The 21,343-nt window shown below is 69.9% G+C and carries 17 protein-coding genes; 11 read left to right on the top strand and 6 right to left on the bottom strand.

Annotated features, from left to right (window positions below; all coding sequences use genetic code 11):
* Positions 1–126: 126 nt before the first annotated feature.
* Complete coding sequence (locus ACPXBU_RS03910; protein ID WP_425756444.1) at positions 127–702, bottom strand: hypothetical protein; 576 nt, start codon at positions 700–702, stop codon at positions 127–129.
* 394 nt (positions 703–1,096) lie between these two features.
* Between ACPXBU_RS03910 and ACPXBU_RS03905 the strand changes: the two genes are divergently transcribed.
* The 6 genes from ACPXBU_RS03905 (at position 1,097) to ACPXBU_RS03880 (ending at position 5,869) form a co-directional block, all read left to right on the top strand.
* Positions 1,097–1,972 carry an alpha/beta fold hydrolase gene (locus ACPXBU_RS03905; RefSeq protein WP_425756442.1) on the top strand — a complete coding sequence of 292 codons (876 nt, stop codon included), beginning with the start codon at positions 1,097–1,099 and terminating at the stop codon, positions 1,970–1,972.
* A gap of 31 nt (positions 1,973–2,003) precedes the next feature.
* Positions 2,004–2,651 carry an ATP-grasp domain-containing protein gene (locus ACPXBU_RS03900; protein ID WP_425756440.1) on the top strand — a complete coding sequence of 216 codons (648 nt, stop codon included), beginning with the start codon at positions 2,004–2,006 and terminating at the stop codon, positions 2,649–2,651.
* 215 nt (positions 2,652–2,866) lie between these two features.
* Positions 2,867–3,634, top strand: coding sequence for an META domain-containing protein (locus ACPXBU_RS03895; RefSeq protein ID WP_425756438.1), 768 nt, complete (start codon positions 2,867–2,869; stop codon positions 3,632–3,634).
* Between the two features lie 452 nt (positions 3,635–4,086).
* Positions 4,087–4,620 carry a hypothetical protein gene (locus ACPXBU_RS03890; RefSeq protein ID WP_393373483.1) on the top strand — a complete coding sequence of 178 codons (534 nt, stop codon included), beginning with the start codon at positions 4,087–4,089 and terminating at the stop codon, positions 4,618–4,620.
* A 248-nt stretch (positions 4,621–4,868) separates the two neighbouring features.
* The gene (locus ACPXBU_RS03885; protein ID WP_393373480.1) at positions 4,869–5,276 is read left to right on the top strand and encodes a biotin/lipoyl-containing protein; all 408 of its coding nucleotides are present in this window, start codon (positions 4,869–4,871) and stop codon (positions 5,274–5,276) included.
* Positions 5,277–5,338: 62 nt separating this feature from the next.
* A complete protein-coding gene (locus ACPXBU_RS03880; protein ID WP_425756435.1) occupies positions 5,339–5,869 on the top strand; it encodes a hypothetical protein in 531 nt (176 codons plus the stop codon).
* A gap of 280 nt (positions 5,870–6,149) precedes the next feature.
* On the opposite strand, the gene ACPXBU_RS03875 is transcribed toward ACPXBU_RS03880, so the two are convergent.
* The 5 genes from ACPXBU_RS03875 to metH all read right to left on the bottom strand — a co-directional run bounded on the left by ACPXBU_RS03875 (position 6,150) and on the right by metH (position 16,679).
* On the bottom strand, positions 6,150–6,812 hold the full coding sequence (locus ACPXBU_RS03875) for a M15 family metallopeptidase (RefSeq protein ID WP_425756433.1): 663 nt from the start codon (positions 6,810–6,812) through the stop codon (positions 6,150–6,152).
* 72 nt (positions 6,813–6,884) lie between these two features.
* Positions 6,885–8,300: an FG-GAP-like repeat-containing protein gene (locus ACPXBU_RS03870; RefSeq protein WP_425756431.1), complete on the bottom strand. Its 1,416-nt coding sequence runs from the start codon at positions 8,298–8,300 to the stop codon at positions 6,885–6,887.
* A 79-nt stretch (positions 8,301–8,379) separates the two neighbouring features.
* Positions 8,380–9,759, bottom strand: a complete 1,380-nt coding sequence (locus ACPXBU_RS03865) for an FG-GAP-like repeat-containing protein (protein WP_425756429.1) — start codon at positions 9,757–9,759, stop codon at positions 8,380–8,382.
* Between the two features lie 103 nt (positions 9,760–9,862).
* Positions 9,863–12,952 (bottom strand): AfsR/SARP family transcriptional regulator, encoded by a 3,090-nt coding sequence (locus ACPXBU_RS03860; RefSeq protein WP_425756428.1) that lies wholly within the window; start codon positions 12,950–12,952, stop codon positions 9,863–9,865.
* Between the two features lie 226 nt (positions 12,953–13,178).
* A complete protein-coding gene (metH, locus tag ACPXBU_RS03855; RefSeq protein WP_425756701.1) occupies positions 13,179–16,679 on the bottom strand; it encodes a methionine synthase in 3,501 nt (1,166 codons plus the stop codon).
* 277 nt (positions 16,680–16,956) lie between these two features.
* On the opposite strand from metH, the gene ACPXBU_RS03850 reads away from it, so the two are divergent.
* The 5 genes from ACPXBU_RS03850 to ACPXBU_RS03830 all read left to right on the top strand — a co-directional run bounded on the left by ACPXBU_RS03850 (position 16,957) and on the right by ACPXBU_RS03830 (position 21,343).
* Positions 16,957–17,826 (top strand): PAC2 family protein, encoded by an 870-nt coding sequence (locus tag ACPXBU_RS03850; protein ID WP_357254177.1) that lies wholly within the window; start codon positions 16,957–16,959, stop codon positions 17,824–17,826.
* Positions 17,827–17,947: 121 nt separating this feature from the next.
* A complete protein-coding gene (locus ACPXBU_RS03845) occupies positions 17,948–18,739 on the top strand; it encodes a GntR family transcriptional regulator (protein ID WP_393373595.1) in 792 nt (263 codons plus the stop codon).
* A gap of 117 nt (positions 18,740–18,856) precedes the next feature.
* A complete protein-coding gene (locus ACPXBU_RS03840; RefSeq protein WP_425756425.1) occupies positions 18,857–19,591 on the top strand; it encodes a hypothetical protein in 735 nt (244 codons plus the stop codon).
* The gene (locus ACPXBU_RS03835) at positions 19,588–19,920 is read left to right on the top strand and encodes a winged helix-turn-helix domain-containing protein (RefSeq protein WP_393373459.1); all 333 of its coding nucleotides are present in this window, start codon (positions 19,588–19,590) and stop codon (positions 19,918–19,920) included. Before ACPXBU_RS03840 ends, ACPXBU_RS03835 begins: the two co-directional genes overlap by 4 nt.
* Before the next feature lie 250 nt (positions 19,921–20,170).
* Complete coding sequence (locus ACPXBU_RS03830) at positions 20,171–21,343, top strand: alpha/beta hydrolase family protein (protein WP_425756423.1); 1,173 nt, start codon at positions 20,171–20,173, stop codon at positions 21,341–21,343.

Genomic DNA, 21,343 nt, shown 5'->3' with positions numbered 1-21,343 from the left:
GAGTTCTCGGCCCGCTATCCGGCTTGCGCGCATCGTCACGGCCTGCGGCCGTACCCTCCGCGGGAAACATACCGCCAACGAGGCCCGGCACCATTCTCGGCGGCCGGGCCTCGTCGCCTCCGTCGGTTACGCCGCCCGCCACCGCTTCTTGGCATCCGTCGCGGTGGTCGTGCACACCATCGGCTTACCGGTCTTCGTCACGCCACGCGCCCCCTGGGTCGAGCAGAACGCTCCGGGATGCACAGTCGACACGGCGGGCGGCTTCGGTTTCGCGGTGGTCGGCTTCGGCTTCGGCGCTGTTGTCGTCGCCTTCGGCTTCGGCGCTGCCGTCGTCGATTTCGGCTTCGGTGCCGGCGTCGTCGCCTTGGCCTTCGGCTTGCTCGTCGTCGGCTTGGCGACCGGCCGGGATGTCGGCGCACCAATGGTGCGCTGCGGACCCGGGGTCGGGATCAGTGCGGGCGACGGGGTGGTGGACGCCTCTGCGCTGGGCGTCGGACCGGCGGTGACAGTCGCGTTGTCGACAATACGGTCGCGGACCGTCGAAGCGGTCGCGGTGGCCACCGCAACGGGCTTCTTGTCATTGTCGTCGTCGGTGAGCGCGCCAATGGTGCCGACGCCGCAGCACAACAAGACGGAAATGGCGGCGGCGATACCGACGGCACCGAGATTCCCGTTCTTCTTCTTCGCAGGATAGGTGGTCACCCTCCGGAGTCTGCGCGACGGGGTTGTGGGCAGACACCACTGATCGGGGACAGTTGGACCCCAAGGAAACAGGTGGTGGAATACCGCAGGATCATTGTCGTCGCCCGATTGTCGACGTCCGGCGGCTGGCCGTACCAGAAATTCCGGGAATCAGCAGACCGCGCACGCCGAACTGGTCGAACACAGTGGCCCACTCGCGGCTGCCCACCCGGCGGCCCCCGGTGGCGGTCCGCGGTCTGCTGTTCCGTCGCGGGGAACGGGTACGGACGCGACGACTCATCACTAGGTTGGGTTGGATCGGCAGTGTCGGCCGGGCCGGGCACGATGGGCGTCGCCGCCGCTCGATGCACACCCCGATCGACGCCTCGCCACCCCGTTTCAGGAGGAGGACGCGATGCAGGCCATCCAGAAGGTCCGCCACCGACAGGCCGACGTCAACGGCCTCGAGGTGTTCTTCCGCGAGGCCGGGCGGACCGGGCAGCCAACCGTACTGCTGCTGCACGGGTTTCCGAGCTCGTCGCACACCTTCCGCGAGGTCATGCCCACGCTGGCCGACGTCGCGCACGTGATCGCACCCGACCTCCCGGGCTTCGGCATGTCGTCGTCACCAACCGTCGACGAGTACGACTACACCTTCGAGAACCTCTCCCGGACGATCGAAAGCCTGCTCGACCAACTCGGCGTCGAGCGTTTCTTCGTCTACCTGCACGACTTCGGCGCACCTGTGGGATACCACCTGGCCACCCGCGCCCCGGACCGCATCCGCGGCCTCATCGTCCAGAACGGCAACGCGCACTCCGACGGCCTCGGCGAGCAGTGGAACGACGCCAAGGCGTACTGGGCCGACCCGACCGACAAGCGGCGGGCCGCACTGCCGGACTGGTTGACCTTCACCGGGACCCGCGACCAGTACCTCGCCGGGCTGCCCGAGGGCGTGCGCACGCTGCAACCTCCCGAGTCGTGGCACCTCGACTGGGAGCGGATGCGACGACCCGGCAACATCGACGCCCAGTTCGCGCTGTTCACCGACTACGCCAACCACGTCGCCCGCTTCGCCGAGCTGGCCGACTACCACAGTGCCCACCAGCCGCCGGCGCTCGTCCTCTGGGGACGGCACGACCCGTTCTTCGACGTCGAGGAGGTCCTCGCCTACCACCGCGCTCTCCAGCGGATGGACGCTCACATCTACGACGGCGGGCACTTCCTGTTGGAGACACACGCGGTCGAATGCGCGCACCTCATGCGGACGTTCGTGCTCCACAACCCCTGATCCGGAGCGCGGTGCGGCAGGATCCTCGTCCGTGACACTCGTCCTGCCACCGCGACTGACGGCGTCGGCTCAGCGGTTGCGCGAGGCCGCCCATCGGCGAGGGCTGCCCACCGTGCGGCTTCCCACCTTCGAGGTGCCCGCCGGTACGCACGCCGACCACCTGCACGCCGGGCCGACCTTCGCCGACGCCGTCGCCCCACTGCTCGGCATCGCCCCGCTGGAGGCCCCCCACGACTGGCTCGCTGGGCTGCCCCGGGACTTCACGCGCCGGGAGATCACCCTGATCACGATCGACGAAGCCTACGGACTCCGTCGACCCGCATTCGTCAAGTCGCCGAACGACAAGAGCATCCGGGCCATGACCTATACCGACGGTTCCCGTCTGCCGGGCCCCGACGCCGTCGACCGACAGACGCCCGTCCTCGTCAGCGACATCGTCGACTTCGTCGCCGAGTACCGGCTGCACCTGCTCGACGGCGCGGTCCACGCCGGCAGTCAGTACGCCGAGCAGGGGCGCCTGCGCCTCGGCCCCGCGACAGCCGACGCGCTCGCCTTCGGAGCCGACCTGCAGGCCGGATTCGGGCACACACTCCCGACCGCCATCGTGGTGGATGTGGGGCCGATGTCAGTGCGTGCAGCCCTCGTCCCGGCAACTTTCCTCCGTACCAGCCGTTGTTAGAAGATGCGCGTCTGTTGTTCGCCGAGTGCCGTCGAGCCCCGGCCCGATCGTGGCCGGAGGAACCGGGAGACCTCACCATGAGAAGCCACAAGGCACACCGAGGACGCCTCGCGACGGTGGTTGCGGTGGTGGTGCTCCTCACCGGATGCGCGAGGCAGGGCCAGCGGGATTCCCCAGACCCCGGACCGCCGATCTCCGGCACCACGGGGGCAGTGGTGCCATTGGCACCGGAGAGGCTGATCGGCTCCTGGACACTCGTCGACGTCGCTGACCCCGGCGCGGGCGCGATCCTGCGGCTCGCAGACAGTGAGCTACACCTGTTCGGCACACACTGCGGCACCCTGGGCGGGAACTGGCGGGCCAACAGCGAAGGTGTCTTCCTCGCCGACGTCTGGTCGGCTTCCAGCGCCGTCGTCGAAGGCACCCCTGGCTGCGAGAAGGCCAGCCGAGAGACACCTGGGTGGCTGCGGAGCGTGACCGCCTACCGCTTCGACGGCACAGGGCTACCTCTCCTTCTGGACCGCCGGCGGCAACCGGTCGCCCGGCTGATCCCCGGGGCTACACCGACCCCCGAGCCCGACATGGACGCCTCCGTCCTTGCACCGCCGGTGGTCACCGACGAGGCTCGACGGAACCTGGCCCCCGCCGTCGCACTACCGGCGACGCTCGTACCCGTGGACCAACGGCAGCCGGCGGGTCGTTGGGCACCCAGAAGCGGGCACAGGGCGGCGTACGTGGAGTTCACGGCGGACGGTGAGTGGCACGGATCCGACGGCTGCAACGACCAGAGCGGTCGGTGGATCACCGCTGCCGGCGGCACCCTGCTCGCCACCACGAGAGCAGCCACGCTGGCCTTCTGCACCGACAGCGTGCCGATCGGACATTGGGTCACCACGGCCAGACGAGCCGGTCACGACGGCAAGGTTCTCGTGCTCCTCGACGCTCAGGGCAAGGAAACCGGCCGACTGTCCCCCACGAACTGAGCGCCGTCCCAGAGCCGAGACATCGCCACCGCTCTGATCACCACGGTCCGCGAGGTTGCCCGCCACCTGATCAACCGAGCCGGACTCGTCGATCGGGCCGACGTTGCCAGACGCTCGACCGACCCATGCCCGGAACTCGCTCCCCGAGAGAGTCGACTCATCCCACCACCCCAGGCCGTTCCGCCCACTCCGCGACGCATGCTGATCGGTCAATTCGTAATTCGGCTGACGCCGTTTCCCGCCAAGGATGATGTTGCACAACGATCGAGGGTGTGCCGAGATCCCATTGACCGGCAAGGGCTAGTCCGACGACAACCGATGAACACACAAGGGTCAATCTGCGGCGCCGCCGCGCGCAATGCCTATCGCGCTCCCTGATACCGCGCCATACTCTACGCGTCCAATCGCTCGCCCTGGGTGACATACCCGGGCGTCTGCTGACAGGAGATGACGTGCTCAGACGCGCTTCCACGCTGGGAGTTGCCCTGCTGGCCTGCTTCGCGTTCATCGGCGCGGCCGCCGTGCCGGCGCAGGCGTGGGTCCCCGAGTGCCCCATCGATTCGGAATGTGGCGGCGGCGGTGACGGCGGCGGGGGTGGCGGCGGCGGCACGCCACCCTCTCCGGCCTACAACCTGCAGGGAGTCATCCAGCTGGAGGACACCGGCCACGAAGGGAGCTGGCCACTGCGTCAGGGTGGCATAAAGGTCCGCGGCTACTCCCGGCTCGCCACCTGGGGCAACGACCGGGTGGACGCCAATTACATAAACGTCCGGTGTTCCGCCACCGTGCTCAACTACTCCACCCACGACTACGACTCCGAGAACAACGGCGCCCTCGTCGACGTGACCTTCTGGTCTCCGACCGTCCCGGTCACCGGCGTTCCCGTCCAGTCCCGCACGGTCACGATCAACTGCATCCACCACGCCGAGAAGAACGGTGTCAACTACGACACCACCAGCACCGCCCAATTCATCATCCCCGAATGATCCCCGGCGGGGGCGGTCCAGATCGGACCGTCCCCGCCGACTTCGGCATCTCTGCTACAGCCGGTCGCATCGATTGGTCACTCACCCTGTGGGGTCGACGGGCTCAGACCGGCGCTGATTGCCAGCATGCGTTCGACGGCCTGGACCTGGTCCTCGTCGAGCGGCCCGGCCCCGGAGGCCACAAGCAGGGGCAGGGGCACCCTCGCTGAACTGTCAGCGGATGCGAGGAACCAGCGATAATCCGCGGCATGAGGTTGCTGCATCAGGTGTGGAACGTCGTCGCGCCACTGGTCGGCCTCGCGGCTGTGATCAACCTAGCAATCGATGCTCGCAGGCGTCGCCTCCCGCGAGCCGCCGTGGACGCATCGGCGTGGCCAGATCTGCCCAGGGATACAGTGGCGGTCGAGATGCCTCAATTGGGCGACGGGGTCACGACCGCAACAGTTGTCCGGATCATGAAGCACGTGGGCGAGCCGGTGCAGGTTGGTGACGCGGCAGCGGAGGTATCGACCGACAAAGTCGATACAGAAATCCCGGCCACGGCCGCCGGCACGGTTGCGGCTGTTTTCGTTGGCGAGGGCGATGAGGTTCCGGTCGGATATCCGCTTCTCGCCGTGAGGCCGTCAGCGGTGGCCGAGCAGCAGATAGAGTTCTGAGCCGGTTGCAGGCTCTGCCCGTCGGGGACATGGATCCAGGGCGGTCGAGGAGGTTTCCGCGCGTGGAGTTGAACCAATTCAACACGGCTCGCCGTCGCTTCCCCGTCGGCACGCACGTCGTGGGTCAGGTCGTCCGCATACCGAGGCCCGGAGCGATCGGGTTGTTGGTGGATCTGGGCCAAGAGCCAGAGGGCTTCGTCGACGTCGTGGTCTTACCGCACGAGCCGGCCGATTGGCCTCCCGTTGGCGCAGTGATGACGTTCGAGGTTCTCCAGCACACGCCAGGTCAGGTCCGTCTTCTTCCTCTCGACGAACAGTTCCGCTCACGGACCTATCTGCCAAGTAGCCTGAGCCACCGGGAGTGGCTGTGCATCAAGACGCGCTTCCCCATCGGCTCCGTGGTCACCGCGACCGTCACTCACGTCTTCACCTCGAACCGGGAGTACGTGGTGCGGTTCGCAGATTGCTCGTCAGCCCTGGAATGGAACAGCCAGGCCCCGAAGGTTGGCGCCACCGGCAGGTACACCGTCAGGCGGCACCTAGATCACACTCACCGGGTCATCCTCGCGCCGGCTGGCTCAACCCCTGACTGACATGCACGTCCTGCGGCACACCTACGCCCCGGTTCAGAGGCGACCAAAACGGGCGTCACGCCGCCCGACCTGCGACGCAGTCGGTCAACGTTGGTCATCCTCCGTCGCTGCTGGAGTTGGCGTCGTACTGATCCCGGGGATGGGCGGTCGGCGCCACCGCGCGCAGCCAGCCGGCACCGGGCGACACCGGGACCGGCGGTTGCGGGCGGTACGGCAGATCCGGCGGCTGCGGGCGGACCGGGGCAGAAAGGGGATGTCGCGGCAACCCCTCCGCCACCGGCTACCTGGTGGCACGGACGGCGGCCCCGGTGGAATCGGTCGGCGGCACCGGGCCCGGCACCGGCCCGAAGCGGGCGACCGCCGAACCGGTGACCGTCGCCCAGTGCAGATCGCCGTACGACCAGTGCCACCAGGCGGACGGATAGTTGACCAAATTCATCGTGGTCAGCGCCTGGACCAGCAGCAACCGGCGGGCACGCGGCTCGGGCGGCACCTGCGGCGAGGCCGTGTGGCAACAACCGTCGCACTCCTCGGGCCGGGCGTAGAGCCCGCTGCCCAGTTCGAACTCCACGCCAGCGATATCACGCAGGGTGAGATCCACGGTTGCGCCGGTGAGGTGCGGGTCGACCTGTACCGGTGCCCGCCGGGAGATCCGGTCGACCAGTCCGGCCCGACGGAGCCGCCGGGTGTCCCGCCCGACGCGGCACGGCCCGGCGCCGGCCGGACGCCAGCCGCCGACCACGGTCAGCCGCAGGCCCGGCGGCAGCAGGGTCTGCGCGGCGACCAACCGGTCCACGAGCGCGCCGCGCAGGTACGGACCGGGACCGTTCCGGGCCGATCCGGCGAGGGCGCCCACCGCGGCGACGTCGATCAGCGGATCGCCGCACTCGGCGAGGCGAACGGGCCGGGCACCCCCGGCGGGGTCCGACAGAAACAGGGGCATAGCGGTCCTCCACTCGGATACGGCTGGACGGGCCGCCCGGCGACAGCCCGGCGGCCCGTCCTACGGTGCGGGTCAGAAGAGGCGGTCGAAGTTGCCCCAGTTGTTGCTGACCGCCGTGCCGGTGCCGGACTGGAACCCACCCGAACCGTTGCCCCGATACAGGTGCAGATCCTTGGTCGAGGAGCTGCGGGCCAGCACGTCACCGTCGCCGTCGCGGTCGAAGTCGCCGACGGAGAAGATCAGGTCGAAGTTGGCCCAGTTGTTGCTGATCGCCGTACCGGTGCCGGACTGGAACCCACCCGAACCGTTGCCCCGATACAGATGCAGATCCTTGGTCGAGGAATTGCGAGCGAGCAGGTCGGCGTCGCCGTCACCGTCGAAGTCACCCGGCGAGAAGATCCGGTCGAAGGCCGACCAGTTGTTGCTGATCGCCGTACCGGTGCCGGACTGGAACCCACCCGAGCCGTTGCCCCGGTACAGGTGCAGGTCCTTGGTGGTGGCGAGCCGCGCGAGGATGTCCGGGTCGCCGTCGCCGTCGAAGTCACCGGCCGGGAAGACCATGTCGAAGTTGCCCCAGTTGTTGCTGACCGCCGTACCGGTGCCCGACTGGAACCCACCCGAACCGTTGCCCCGATACAGATGCAGATCCTTGGTGGTGGCGTTGCGGGCCAGCACGTCGGCGTCGCCATCGCCATCGAAGTCACCGGCGTTCAACAGCAGGTCGAAGGCCGACCAGTTGTTGCTGAACGCCGCACCGGTGCCCGACTGGAACCCACCCGAACCGTTACCCCCGTACAGGTGCAGGTCCTTGGTGGACACCTGGCGAGCCAGCACGTCCGCGTCACCATCGCCGTCGAAGTCGTTGGTGTCCCACAGCGCGTCCACGATGAGCTGCGCGTCGCCGGCCTCCGGCTGGTAGCGGTCCGGGTAGGCGGAGACCTGCACCTTCTGGCAGACCACACCGATCTGGGTCGTCATCCAGGAGTCGTTCGGATAGGCGCTCAGCATCTTGTTGAGGAACGCGTTTGTCGCCCAGGTCGGGTCGAGCCGCTGGCTGACCGATCCCCACGAGCCCCGCTGCTGGAAGAGGCCCAGGCTGTCGTGGTCGACCATCTCGTCGATGTTGCGGATGCCGGTCTCGACGATGGTGGTGGTGATCGCGATGGTCGCGGCCCGCGTTGGCAGCCCTCGGGCTTGCACCGCTTGGACCACCTTTCGGGCGCAGGAGATCCGGTAGGCGTCCAGGTAGCCGTACATCTTGCCGCTGAGCCGGGCGTTGAGGGTCGCGGCGAGGTTGGCGTCCGCCGTGGTGGTGCCACCGGACGAGCAGGGGGCGAGGCTGTAGGCGAGAGTGGTGTAGCCGGCGTCGGTGACCCGGGCCGGGGCGTCGGGTGGGGCGGCCGAGGCCGCCGACGGGGTGGCGACGAGCGCCGAGGCGGCCAGCGCGACGGTGAGTCCGATAGTGGCCAGGACACGGTTCTGCTGCATGGCGTGAAGCCCTTCGTTACGAGGCGGGTCGAGGGATCGGGGGGCCGGACCGCCGGGATGCGATCCGGCCCCTCGTAGGTCAGAAGATGCGGTCGAAGTTGCCCCAGTTGTTGCTGACCGCCGTGCCGGTGCCGGACTGGAACCCACCCGAACCGTTGCCCCGGTACAGGTGCAGATCCTTGGTCGAGGAATTGCGGGCCAGCACGTCACCGTCGCCGTCGCGGTCGAAGTCGCCGACGGAGAAGATCAGGTCGAAGTTGGCCCAGTTGTTGCTGATCGCCGTACCGGTGCCGGACTGGAACCCACCCGAACCGTTGCCCCGATACAGATGCAGATCCTTGGTCGAGGAATTGCGGGCCAGCAGGTCGGCGTCGCCGTCACCGTCGAAGTCACCCGGCGAGAAGATCCGGTCGAAGGCCGACCAGTTGTTGCTGATCGCCGTACCGGTGCCGGACTGGAACCCACCCGAGCCGTTGCCCCGGTACAGGTGCAGGTCCTTGGTGGTGGCGAGCCGCGCGAGGATGTCCGGGTCGCCGTCGCCGTCGAAGTCACCGGCCGGGAAGACCATGTCGAAGTTGCCCCAGTTGTTGCTGATCGCCGTGCCGGTGCCCGACTGGAACCCACCCGACCCGTTGCCCCGATACAGATGCAGGTCCTTGGTCGAGGAGCTGCGGGCCAGCACGTCACCGTCGCCGTCACCGTCGAAGTCACCGGCGCTGAACACCAGGTCGAAGGCCGACCAGTTGTTGCTGAACGCCGCACCGGTGCCCGACTGGAACCCACCCGAACCGTTACCCCGGTACAGGTGCAGATCCTTCGTGGACACTTGGCGGGCGAGCACATCCGCGTCACCATCGCCGTCGAAGTCGTTGTTCATCACCGCACCGTCACGGATGCGGTTGTAGTGCAACCCGACGAAGCCGTTGCTCGCATACCAGGACCGGCTCTGGGTGATGTGCCGGCCCTCCTTGTTGGTGCCGTACTCGTCGTAGATCCACATCTGGGTCCGGTCGGCATTCGCCCACTTGTCGAAGAGCGCGACGTGCCCGTAGCCCTCGCCGACGATGGCGTCGCCGGGCCGCAGCGAGCCGAGGCCGATCACCGTGGTGTCGCCGAAGTCCGCCAGGTCACCGGTGTTCCGATCCCAGCCGTCACTCTTCTTCGGCAGGTGCCAGGCCATCGAGACGAAGCCGGAGCAGTCCGGCCGGTAGCTGTGCCCGTCCCCGTCCGGTTTCTGGTTGGACTGGCTCTGGCTGTAGACGACGCCGTAGGTGTTCATCCACCACTGCGCCCGGGCCAGCACCTCCGTCCGCGTGATCGAACCGGCTACCACGGACGCCTGCGCCGGCGCCGTCGTGGCGGTCAGGCCGACAGCGACCGTGCCCATGGTGGTCGCCGCCAGCACCAGGCCGGCGGCCATCATCCGCAGCAGCCGGTCCTGCATCCTCAGCTTGCGCATCGTGCTCCCCTTCTCCGCAGCGGTCGTCGCCGCTGATGGGAGAAGGTTCGCCGGACGGGCTGGAGATTTCCGACAGGGCCGCTGTAACGCCGTCTACAGCGGATTACAGCGAAGCTCGTGCGCCGGGCGACGAGGTCCCGGCCAGCTCCGCCGCCAGCTCCGCGTGCTCCCGGGCGCCGTGGTCCTCAAACACCCGCAGCGCCTGCAAGGCGAGCTGATCCGCGTCGTCGTGACCCCGCAGCGCAGCCAGCCGGGCCAGATCGCGCAGCACCCGGGCCCGGGGCAGCGCAAGCTTCAGCTCGTCCCAGAGCCGCAGCGAGGCGCGCAGGTAGCGCTCGGCGTCGGCGAGTTCCCGCCGGGCCAGGTGTAGCTCACCCACGACCCGCAGGGTGACCGCCTCGCCCCAACGGTCACCGGCTCGCCGGCTGGTCGCCAGCGACCGTTCCAGCAGGCCGGCGGCCTCGGCGCCGCGGTCCAACCGGATCAGCACCTTGGCGACCGCGCGGTCCCCGTACGCCGCCAACAGGCTCTCATCCAGCTCCAGGAACGTGTCCCGGGCCAGCACCGCCAACGCCAGCGCCTCGCGCAGCTCACCCCCGGCCCGGTGGTGCAGCGACAACATCCGCCAGGTCAATGCCACGCCACGCCGGTCGCCGAGGGTCTCGTAGTCGCGCAGCGCCAGTTCCAGGTCAGTTCGGGCGCCGACCAGGTCGCCCTGCTCCAGTTGGACCGCCCCGGCCAGCCGCCGGACTTCGGCCAGCGCCGCCTGGTCGCCGAGGTCCCGGACGATCGGCTCGGCGCAGCCGAGGAAGTACAGCGCCTCAGCGAACCGGCACTGGTCCCGGCACGTCGCTCCGAGCGCGGTCAGGGTGAGCGCCTCCTCGCGCCGGTGCCCGCCCTCGCGGAACGCCTCCAGCGCCTGGGTCAGGTACTGCGCCGACTCGGCGTACCGGTCCTGGGCGCAGCGGAGCTGGCCGAAGCCGGAGAGCAGGACGGCCTCGCCGTACCGGTTGCCGCTTCGGCGGGCCGCGGCCAATGCCACGTCGTGGGTACGCGTCCAGCTCTCGAACCGGCTCGCGGTCGCGTATGGGAAGGTGGAAAGCAGCGAGGCCAGGTCGCAGGCCTGTTGGTCCAGTCCCCGCTCGGCGGCGACCTCCACCGCCCGGACCAGCGAGTCGTGTTCCGCGGCGAACCAGCTGCGCGGCTGGTCGAGCACCCGCTCGATGAGATCGTCCAGCGCCGGGCCGACTCCTGCGGGTGGCGGGCCGGTCGGCGCGCCCCGCCGCACCGCGTCGATCAACCAGAGCCAACTGGTGGTCACCCGGCTCACCAGCTCCCGAAGCTCCGGTTCCGGATGCTCGGCCTCCGCGCGCTCGCGGGCGTAGAGCCGGACCAGGTCGTGCAGCCGGTAGCGCAGGTGACCCGTGCAGTCGACCTGGACGAATTCGGTCAGCTGGGCGTCCATCAACCGCTCGATGGCCTGCTCGGCCTCCTCCTCGCTCAGTTCGAGGGCGATCGCGGCTACCCAGGCCGGAAACTCGGGCAGGCCCAACAGACCCAGCACCCGCAGCACGGCGGCTTCCCCGGCCTCCAGGCCGCGGTAGCTCAGCCCGATGCTGGCGCGCACCTCCTGGTCGCCGACAGCCAGTTCGTCCAGCCGGCGCCGCTCGTCGGCGAGCCGGTCGGCCAGCAGCGTGAGCGGCCACCGCTGCCGGTTGGCCAACCGCGCCCCGGCAACCCGGATGGCCAGCGGAAGGCCGCCGCACTGCCGGACGATGCGGCTGGTGGCGGCGTCCTCGGCGGCGGCCCGCTGCTCGCCGATCAGCCGGACGAGCAGTTCGACGGACTCCTCCTCGGGCAGAACCGACAGCTCGGTGAGGACCCTGCCGGCCAGCCCGCCGAGCGGGCTACGCGAGGTAACCACGACGACGCAGCCGACCGTGCAGGGCAGCAGCGGCCGGATCTGCTGCTCGGTGGCGGCGTCGTCCAGCAGGATAAGGCTGCGTCGACCCGCCATCCGGGTGCGGTAGAGCTCCACCCGTTCCTCGACGCCGTCGGGGAGGCGGTCGACCGCCGTACCGAGCGCCAGCAGGAACCGTCCGAGCACCTCCCGCGGCTCGACCGGGCTACCACTCATCCCGCGCAGCTCCGCGTAGAGCTGACCGTCGGGGAAGCTGGCGGTGACGTCGTGCGCCACCTGCGCGGCCAGCGTGGACTTGCCGACCCCGCCCGGCCCGACGATCACCTGGATCGGGGCGGGCCGGTCGGCGGTGGCGGCGGTGAGCGCCTGCGCCAGCCGGCCCCGCTCGGCAGAGCGGCCGGTGAAGTCGGCCGGCACCGGCGGAAGCTGCGCCGGTACCGTCCTGGCCGGCGGGGTGGCGAGCGCGGGTGAGACCGGGGCGGACGGAAGGGCCCGTGCAGCCGGACCGGCGGATGGGGGCGGCCGGTGCTGTTCCGGCTCGTCGCGGAGGATCGCCTCGTGGATCGCCTGGATCTCCGGGCCGGGCTCGATGCCTAGCTCGTCGATCATCGATTCGCGGCCGGCGCGGTAGACGGCGAGCGCGTCCGAGCGCCGCCCCAGCGCGCTCAACGCCCGCATCAGCTGCCCCCGCATCCGCTCCCGGAACGGGTGTCGGCGGACCAGGTCAGCCAGCTCCGCGGCCACCTGGTTGGTCCGCCCCAGCTGCAGCTCGATCCCGGTGCGCTCCTCGGCCGCGGTCAACCGCAGTTCCTCCAGCCGGGCGGCCTCGCCGGCGAGCAGCTCGCTCTCCACGCCCCCGAGGGCGGCACCCCGCCACTGCCCACCGGCACGGCGGATCAGCTCGACGGCCTCCTCGGGATGGCCGTCGGCGGCGGCCCGACGGCCCTGGGTAAGCAGCTCCTCGAAGAGGTCCCGGTCGAGGGTGGCCGCGCCGATCTGGATCAGGTACCCGGGCGACCGGGTGACGATCGCGGTGCCGACTCCGCCGCTGCCCAGCGACCGGCGTAGGGTGGCGACGTAGGTCTGGAGCACGGCGCGGGCGGTGCCCGGCGGCCCGTCGCCCCAGATGACGTCGACCAGCCGCTCCGCCGGCACGACGTGCCCGTGCTCGACCAGCAGGGCGGCGAGCAGCGTCCGCGGCTTGACGCCGCCAAGCTGGACCGGATGGTCGGCGATGGTGGCCTCGACGGGACCGAGCAGGCGAAACTCCATGACCACACCGTCCCCCGTGACAGTTGGCGAGCCTGATTGACGATCATAGGTGGCTCATCACTGCGGTGGATCGGCCGTTTGGGTGGAGCCCGGACACACGGACCCACTGAGGATGGTCATCGCCGACGCCGCCCCGGCCCGCGCGGGAGAGCGGAACGAACCAGGGTGATTCAGCCGGACTTGCCATCGGTGAGGTTGAGCAGCCAGCTGACCGGGTCACCCGGGCCTACTTGGCGTTGAAGTAGCTCGCTTCCGGGTGGTGGACCACGATCGCGTCGGTGGCCTGCTCCGGCATCAACTGGAACTCCTCGGACAACTCCACGCCGATCCGCTCCGACCCGAGCAGGTCCACGATCTTCGCCCGGTCCTCCAGATCCGGGCAGGCCGGGTAGCCGAACGCGTACCGGCAGCCCCGGTAGTCGTTGCGCAGGATCCCGGCCAGGTCCGCGGGGTCGTCGTTGCTCAGCGGACGGCCGTCGGGCAGCGTCAACTCGGCCCGGATGCGCCGGTGCCAGTACTCGGCGAGCGCCTCGGTGAGCTGCACGGACAACCCGTGCACCTCCAGGTAGTCGCGGTATTCGTTGCGGGCGAACAGCTTCGCCGCGTACTCGCTCACGGGTTGCCCGACGGTGACCAGTTGCAGCGCGACCACGTCGAGCTGGTCGCCCTTGGGCTTGAAGAAGTCCGCCAGGCAGAGCCGCCGCTCCTGCCGCTGCCGGGGGAACGAGAACCGGGCGCGCTCCGCGTGCCCGTTCTCGTCGAGCACCACCAGGTCATTGCCTTCGGAGTACGCGGGAAAGTAGCCGTACACCACGGCTGCCTCAAGGACCTGGTCGGCGATCAGCCGGTCCAGCCAGTAGCGCAGACGCGGCCGACCTTCGGTCTCCACCAGCTCCTCGTAGGACGGACCGTTGCCGCCGCGGGCGCCGTTCAACCCCCACTGCCCGCGGAACGTGGCCCGCTCGTCGAGCAACGCCGCGTACTCGGCCATCGGCACGCCCTTGACGACCCGGGTGCCGAAGAACGGCGGGGTGGGCACGGGCACGTCCACGGCCACGTTGGAGCGGATCGAGGAGTCGTGCAGCTCCGGCAGGGACTCGGTCACCATGGACCGCTGCCGTTCCCGGCGGGCCCGCCGCGCCGCCAGGGCAGCCTCCCGCTCCGGGTCGATCACCGGCGCGCCACCGCGCTTCGCGGTCATCACCTTGTCCATCAGGGACAGCCCCTCGAAGGCGTCCCGCGCGTAGTGCACCTGGCCGGGGAACATCGACCGCAGGTCGTCCTCGACGTACGCGCGGGTCAGCGCAGCCCCGCCCAGCAGGACCGGCCAGCGCTCCGCGACCCCGCGGGTGGCCATCTCGGCCAGGTTTTCCTTCATGATGACGGTGCTCTTCACCAGCAGCCCGGACATGCCGATCGCGTCGGCGCGGTGCTGCTCGGCGGCGTCCAGGATGGCGCTGATCGGCTGCTTGATGCCGATGTTGACGACCTCGTAGCCGTTGTTGGACAGGATGATGTCGACCAGGTTCTTGCCGATGTCGTGCACGTCGCCGCGCACGGTGGCGAGCACGATGCGGCCCTTGCCGCCGTCCTCGACCGCCTCCATGTGCGGTTCCAGGTAGGCCACCGCGGTCTTCATCACCTCGGCGGACTGGAGCACGAACGGCAACTGCATCTGGCCGGAGCCGAACAGCTCGCCGACCACCTTCATGCCGTCCAGCAGGATGTCGTTGATGATCGACAACGGGGACCGGCCGCCGGCCATCGCCTCGTCCAGGTCGGCCTCCAGGCCGTTGCGCTCACCGTCGACGATCCGCCGCTTGAGCCGCTCGTCCAGCGGCAGCGCCGCCAACTCCTGGGCCCGGCTGGCCCGGGCGCTTGTCACGTCGACACCCTCGAAGAGCTCCAGGAAACGTTGCACCGGGTCGTAGCCCTCGCGACGCCTGTCGTACACCAGGTCCAGGGCGACCTCGCGCTGCTCGTCGGGGATCTTCGACATCGGCAGGATCTTGCTGGCGTGCACGATCGCCGAGGTCAAACCGGCCTGCACACACTCGTGCAGGAACACCGAGTTGAGCACCTGCCGGGCCGCCGGGTTGAGCCCGAACGAGATGTTCGAGATGCCCAGGGTGAAATTGACACCCGGGTAGCGGCGGGAGATCTCCCGGATCGCCTCGATCGTCTCGATGCCGTCGCGGCGGGTCTCCTCCTGGCCGGTGGCGATCGGGAAGGTCAGCGCGTCGATCAGGATGTCGGAGCGGTCCACGCCCCAGCGGCCGGTCAGGTCGTCGATCAACCGCGCCGCGACCCGGACCTTCCACTCCTGGGTACGGGCCTGGCCCTCCTCGTCGATGAGCAGCGCCACCACCGCCGCGCCGTGCTCACGGACGATAGGCATCACCCGCGCGTACCGGGACTCGGGGCCGTCACCGTCCTCGAAGTTCACCGAGTTGACCACGCAGCGACCGCCGAGCATCTCCAAGCCGGCCTCCACCACGTTCGGCTCGGTGGAGTCCAACATGATCGGCAGGGTGGACGCGGTGGCGAACCGGCCGGCCAGCTCGCGCATGTCCTGCGTGCCGTCGCGGCCCACGTAGTCCACGCACAGGTCGAGCAGGTGCGAGCCGTCCCGGGCCTGACTGCGGGCGATCTCCACACAGGCCCGCCAGTCGCCGGCGAGCATCGCCTCCCGGAACGCCTTCGAGCCGTTGGCGTTGGTCCGCTCCCCCACCATCAGCACCGACGCGTCCTGGGCGAACGGCACCGGGTGGTAGACCGAGGAGACGCCCGCCTCGTGCCGCGGCTCACGGGCCGGGGCGGCGACCCCGTGCAGCCGCTCGGACAGCACCCGGATGTGCTCCGGGGTGGTGCCGCAGCAGCCGCCGATCAGACCCACGCCGTAGTCGGTGATGAACCGTTCCAGGGCCTCGACCAGCTCCACGGGAGTCAGCGGGAAGTACGCCCCGTCGGCGGTCAGCACCGGCAGGCCGGCGTTCGGCATCACCGACAGCGGGATGCGGGAGTGCTGCGACAGGTAGCGCAGGTGCTCGCTCATCTCGGCCGGGCCGGTGGAGCAGTTGAGCCCGATCAGATCGACCCCGAGCGGCTCGATCGCCGCCAGGGCCGCACCGATCTCGCTGCCGACCAGCATGGTGCCGGTGGTCTCCACGGCCACGTTACAGATGATCGGCACCGACTGGCCCAGCTCGGCCATCGCCCGCTTCGACCCGACCACCGCCGCCTTGACCTGCAGCAGGTCCTGGCAGGTCTCGATGATCAACGCGTCCGCGCCACCGACGATCAGACCGGCGGCGTTCTCCTGGTACGCGTCGCGCAGGGTCGCGTACGCGGCGTGCCCGAGGGTGGGAAGTTTGGTGCCGGGCCCGATCGAGCCGAGCACGAAGCGGGGGCGCTGCGGGGTGCTGGCCGCGTCGGCGGCCTCCCGGGCGATGCGCGCGCCCGCCTCGGACAGCTCCCGGATGCGCTGCGGAATGTCGTACTCACCGAGGTTGGCGAGGTTGGCGCCGAAGGTGTTGGTCTCCACGCAGTCCGCGCCGGCGGCCAGGTAGGCGTCGTGCACCCCGCGCACCACGTCCGGCCGGGTGACGTTGAGGATCTCGTTGCACCCCTCGAGGCCGTCGAAGTCGTCGAGTGTGAGGTCCGCGGCGTGCAACATCGTGCCCATCGCCCCGTCGGCGATGAGAATCCGGTCGGCCAGCGCATCCATCAACGAATTCCGCACCTGTCCAGGTTAGTGCGGCTCCCGCCCGGCTCATCGGCCCTCGACACCCGATCCCACATTGTGTCAGCGGGATCACGCTGTCCGGTCCGTTCGTGTATGACCGGGCCTGGAAGCGGCCGACCGGCGCGGCCGACAGGCCGTACCTCCGCCCGGGACGTAGGCTGACGGACGTGAAGGACAACAGGGACGCCGCCGTGCACGACGGTACGACGACCGGGCGCCATCCCGGCGCCGGCCGCGACGAGCAGGGTGAGGTGACGGCGTGACCGAGTTCGACGGACTGCCGGTGCTGCGGTCCCCGGTGGCCATCGCCGCGTTCGAGGGCTGGAATGACGCCGCCGACGCGTCCACCGCCGCCGTGGAGCACCTCGAGCAGGTCTGGAACGCCCGGCAGATCGCCGAGTTGGATCCGGAGGACTTCTACGACTTCCAGGTCAGCCGGCCCACCATCACGATGGCCGACGGGGAGACCCGCCGGGTGGAGTGGCCGACGACCCGGTTCATGGTGGCCAGCCCGGAGGGCACCGACCGTGACGTGGTGCTGATCCGCGGCATCGAGCCGAGCATGCGCTGGCGCACGTTCTGCGAGCAGGTGCTGGAGATCTGCCACAGCCTCGAGGTGGAACGGGTGGTGCTGCTCGGCGCGTTGCTGGCCGACGTTCCGTACACGCGGCCGCTGCCGATCAGCGGCAGCGCCTCCGACGCGCAGGCCGCCGAGCGCTACCAGCTCACCCCCACCCGCTACGACGGGCCGACCGGCATCGTCGGCGTGCTGCACGACGCGTGCACCCGCGCCGACGTGGACGCCGTCTCGTTCTGGGTGCACGTGCCGCACTACGCCAACAACCCGCCCTGCCCGAAGGCCACCCTCGCCCTGCTGCACCGGGTGGAGGAGGTCGTCGACCTGCCGGTGCCGATGGCCGACCTGGCCGAGGAGTCCGCCGAGTGGGAGCAGCGCGTCCGTAGCGCCGCCGAGCAGGACGCCGAGCTGGGCGAGTACGTCCGTGAGCTGGAGGAACGGGTCGGCGACGAGGGCATCACCCCGCTGACCGGTGACGAGATCGCTCAGGAGTTCGAGAAGTACCTGCGCCGCCGGGGCGGTTCGGCGGGCCCCACCGCCGGCTCCTGGTAGCACTGCTCATCGCGGGCCCTCGGACCTTCGTGGTCCGGGGGCCCGTTTTCGCGTGTCCGGGGTAGCGCCGGCACACCCTCTAAGGCATCCTAGGAACCTAGATGTGATCAAGGAGGCGGGTGTGCAGATCAATCCCGGGGCCGCCGAGTTCCCACACCGACAGATCGCCGCGCAGCTCAAGGCCCAGGTGCGCCGCGGCGACTGGGGGCCCGGCGAGCGGCTGCCGTCCATCCCGGCCATCGCGGAGATGTTCGGCGTCGCCAAGCAGACCGTGCAACGCGCCGTCGACCAGCTGCGGGTCGAGGGCATCCTGATCACCAAACCCGGCTCCGGTACGTACGTCCGGGGCACCCGACGCCGACTCAACCGCCTCTCCCGAGGCCGGTACGGCGGCTTCCGCGGCTACCACACCGATCTGGCCGCCCGCTACCGTCAGCAACTCGTCTCGGTCGGTCGCGCCCCCGCCCCCGCCGAGGTCGCCGACGCGTTCGGCGTGCCCGACGGCACCGACCTGCTCTGCCGCCGACACCTCGTCCGCACCGACGACTCCCCCGTCGAGGTGGGCGCCTCCTGGTTCCTGCCCACCGACACGGCGGGCACCTCGCTGGAGCGCGCCGAGGCGTTCGGCCGCCCTCTCTACCAGGAGGCCGAGGAGGTCACCGGGCGGCGCTACGTGTCGGCCACCGACACGATAAGCGCCCGCCAGCCCAGCCGGGAGGAGGCCGAGACGCTCCAGATCCGGCCGGACACCCCGGTGCTGCACCTGCTGCACGTCGCGTACGACGCCCGCCGCAAGCCCATCGAGGTAGCCCAGGCCACCTGGCCCGGCCCGATGACCACCCTCACCGAGGAGTACAAGATCCCCGCCCCGACCCCCGAGCAGGACCCGGACCCCGGCCTGGTCCTGGGCTAGGTCCGGCTCGCCGATCATGTCCGCCGGGCATGGCGCGTGGCCACGTCCAGGGCCACGACGCGATTGAGGGCGACTAACTCTCTTGCGCGGATAGGTCTGTAATGCAAAGCTGACTGCATGACACACGAATCCGCTTCCCAGGCGGACGGGCCTCACGAGCTGTTGGCGGCCGTGCGCGACCTGACACACCAGGTCCGTGTCGCCCAGCGCGGCACCTGGTTTCCACTGCTGGTCTTCGCGGTGATCACCCTGGTCGCGATACCCGTCTACCGGTACGCCCCCTACGTCGACCTCTTCGACACCTGCCGATCCCGCCCGCAGCACACGGTCTGCACGGCTCCCAACCCCGCGCAGCTCGGGTACTGGACGGCCGCGCTGGTGCTCGCCTACGCGGCGATCGCGGGCTTCTACGTCAGGCAGTCCCGACGGCGTGGCGTGGGCACCCCGATCCGCCCCTACGTCGTCGTCGGCGTCGCGTTGGCCGTTCTGATGGCAGCCGTGTCGATCTGGCTGACGTTCCACCCGATCATCCCCGTCCCCGCCGACCCCTTTTCCACCGACCCGGTCGAGATCGAGGTCGGGCCGGCGGCGTGGCTCATCAACGGGCTGGCCAGTCCCATAGCGGTCATCGCGCTGGCGCTGCTGGTGCTCGCGTGGGTCGAACACAACTGGGCGCTGCTGGCGTACAGCCTCGTCTACCTGGCGATCGTGCTGGTGCAGGGCGGCCAGGTCATCCACTCGACCTCGCCGTGGTTCTTCCTGCCGTACCTGCTCGTCCCGGCGGCGCTGCTGCTGCTCGGCAGTGCCGCCTTCGCCCTGATGCGGCCGACCACCGAGGTTCCGGGGCGATGACCGACCATCCCACCAACGGCCTCGACGACGTGGTCCACCAGCGCGTCCGACTGGGAATCCTGGCCATCGCGCACGAGGCCCGCCAGGTCGAGTTCGGCTTCCTGCGCACCACCCTGCAGCTGACCGCCGGCAACCTCGGGCAGCACCTGACCGTCCTGGAAAAGGCCGAGCTGATTGAGATCGAGAAGGGCTACGAGGGCAAGCGCCCACGCACCTGGGTAACTCTCACCGCTGCCGGTCAGGCAGCCCTGCGCGATGAGATCGCCCACCTCAAGCAACTCATTCATCAGGTCGAACAAGCGGAGACGGCGCCGACCGCCGACCGGTGACCCGACGGCCAGCCGACGTGCGCGGACCGGATCCGGTGCCGCACGGGTCCGTCCGCCCGGCCACGGGCAGGCCCGGTGTCTCCACCATCGGAGCACTGATGTCTTACTCATCGAAGAGCGCTGACGCCGCCGCAACTACACCCTCAGTGTATACACTGCGATTGTATCGATGGCCGGAGCGCTCCGTTGCGGCGTCGAGAAACCCAGGGGAGGACAAATGAAAACCGTGCAGCCAATGGGTGGACGGGGAATGACGCGCCGCGGCCTCGTCGGAGCGGCGCTGGCGACCGGGGTCAGCCTGCCGCTGGGCATCGCCGGCCGGGCCACCGCAGCCACCGCCGATCCGGGTCTGGTCCGGCTCACTCTGCCCCAGCCGACCGGGCCGTACCGCGTGGGAACGGTGTCGCTGCACCTGGTCGACCGTTCGCAGCCGGATCCGCTGGCCGGCCCGGGCCGGTACCGGGAGCTGATGGTCAGCGTCTGGTATCCCGCCCGAGACGTGCGCCGGTACCCGCGTGCCCCCTGGATGACCCCCGCGTCGATGCGCGCGCTGCTGGACTCCGCCGGGTTCGCACCCGACGCCGCGCTGGCGCCCCTGACGGCCGGGCACGAGGGTGCACCCGTACGGCATTCGGGCCGGCGGTTGCCTGTGGTGGTGTACTCGCACGGCGCCGGCAGCCACCGTTCGGACACCACAATCGTGGTGCAGGAACTGGCCAGCCACGGCTACGTGGTCGTCACGGTGGACCACACGTACGACGGGTTGAGCGAGTTCCCCGACGGCCGGGTCACCGTCCGGGAGGACAACGTTGATTCCACCCCGTGGACCTACACCCGCGACGTCCGATTCGTCCTCGACCAGATCGCCGACCTCGCCGACGGGCGCAACCCCGACGTGGACCACACTCCGCTGCCGGCCGGGCTGGGCGCCGCCCTCGACCTGAGCCGGATCGGCATGTTCGGCTGGTCGAAGGGCGGTACCGCGACGGCTCTGACCATGGGCACCGACCGGCGGATCCGCGCGGGGCTGAGCCTGGACGGCCCGATGGTGTCGCAGCCGCTGCCCGCCACCGACCTGTACCGGCCGTTCATGCTGATGACGGCGGAGCTCACCCGGGCCGCGGAGCCCGCCGTCGCCGAGTTCTTCACGCACCTGCGCGGATGGCGGCTCGACATCCAGGCCACCGGAGCGGTCCACTCGTCGTACGGCGACAACCAGTGGCTCCTGCCGCAACTGGCGCGGATCATCGGGATGAGCGACGAGGAACTCGCCGGCTTGGTCGGCACCCTCGACCCCGCCCGCGCGGTCCGCATCGGGCAGGCGTACCCGCTGGCGTTCTTCGACCTGCACCTCCGGCACCGGGGCGGCCACCTGTTGAGCGGCCCGAGCCGGTCCTTCCCGGAGGTGACGTTCATTCCGTGA

The sequence above is a fragment of the Micromonospora sp. DT231 genome, assembly GCF_049847025.1.
GTDB lineage: Bacteria > Actinomycetota > Actinomycetes > Mycobacteriales > Micromonosporaceae > Micromonospora.
This window is presented reverse-complemented; position numbering and strand designations above follow the sequence as displayed.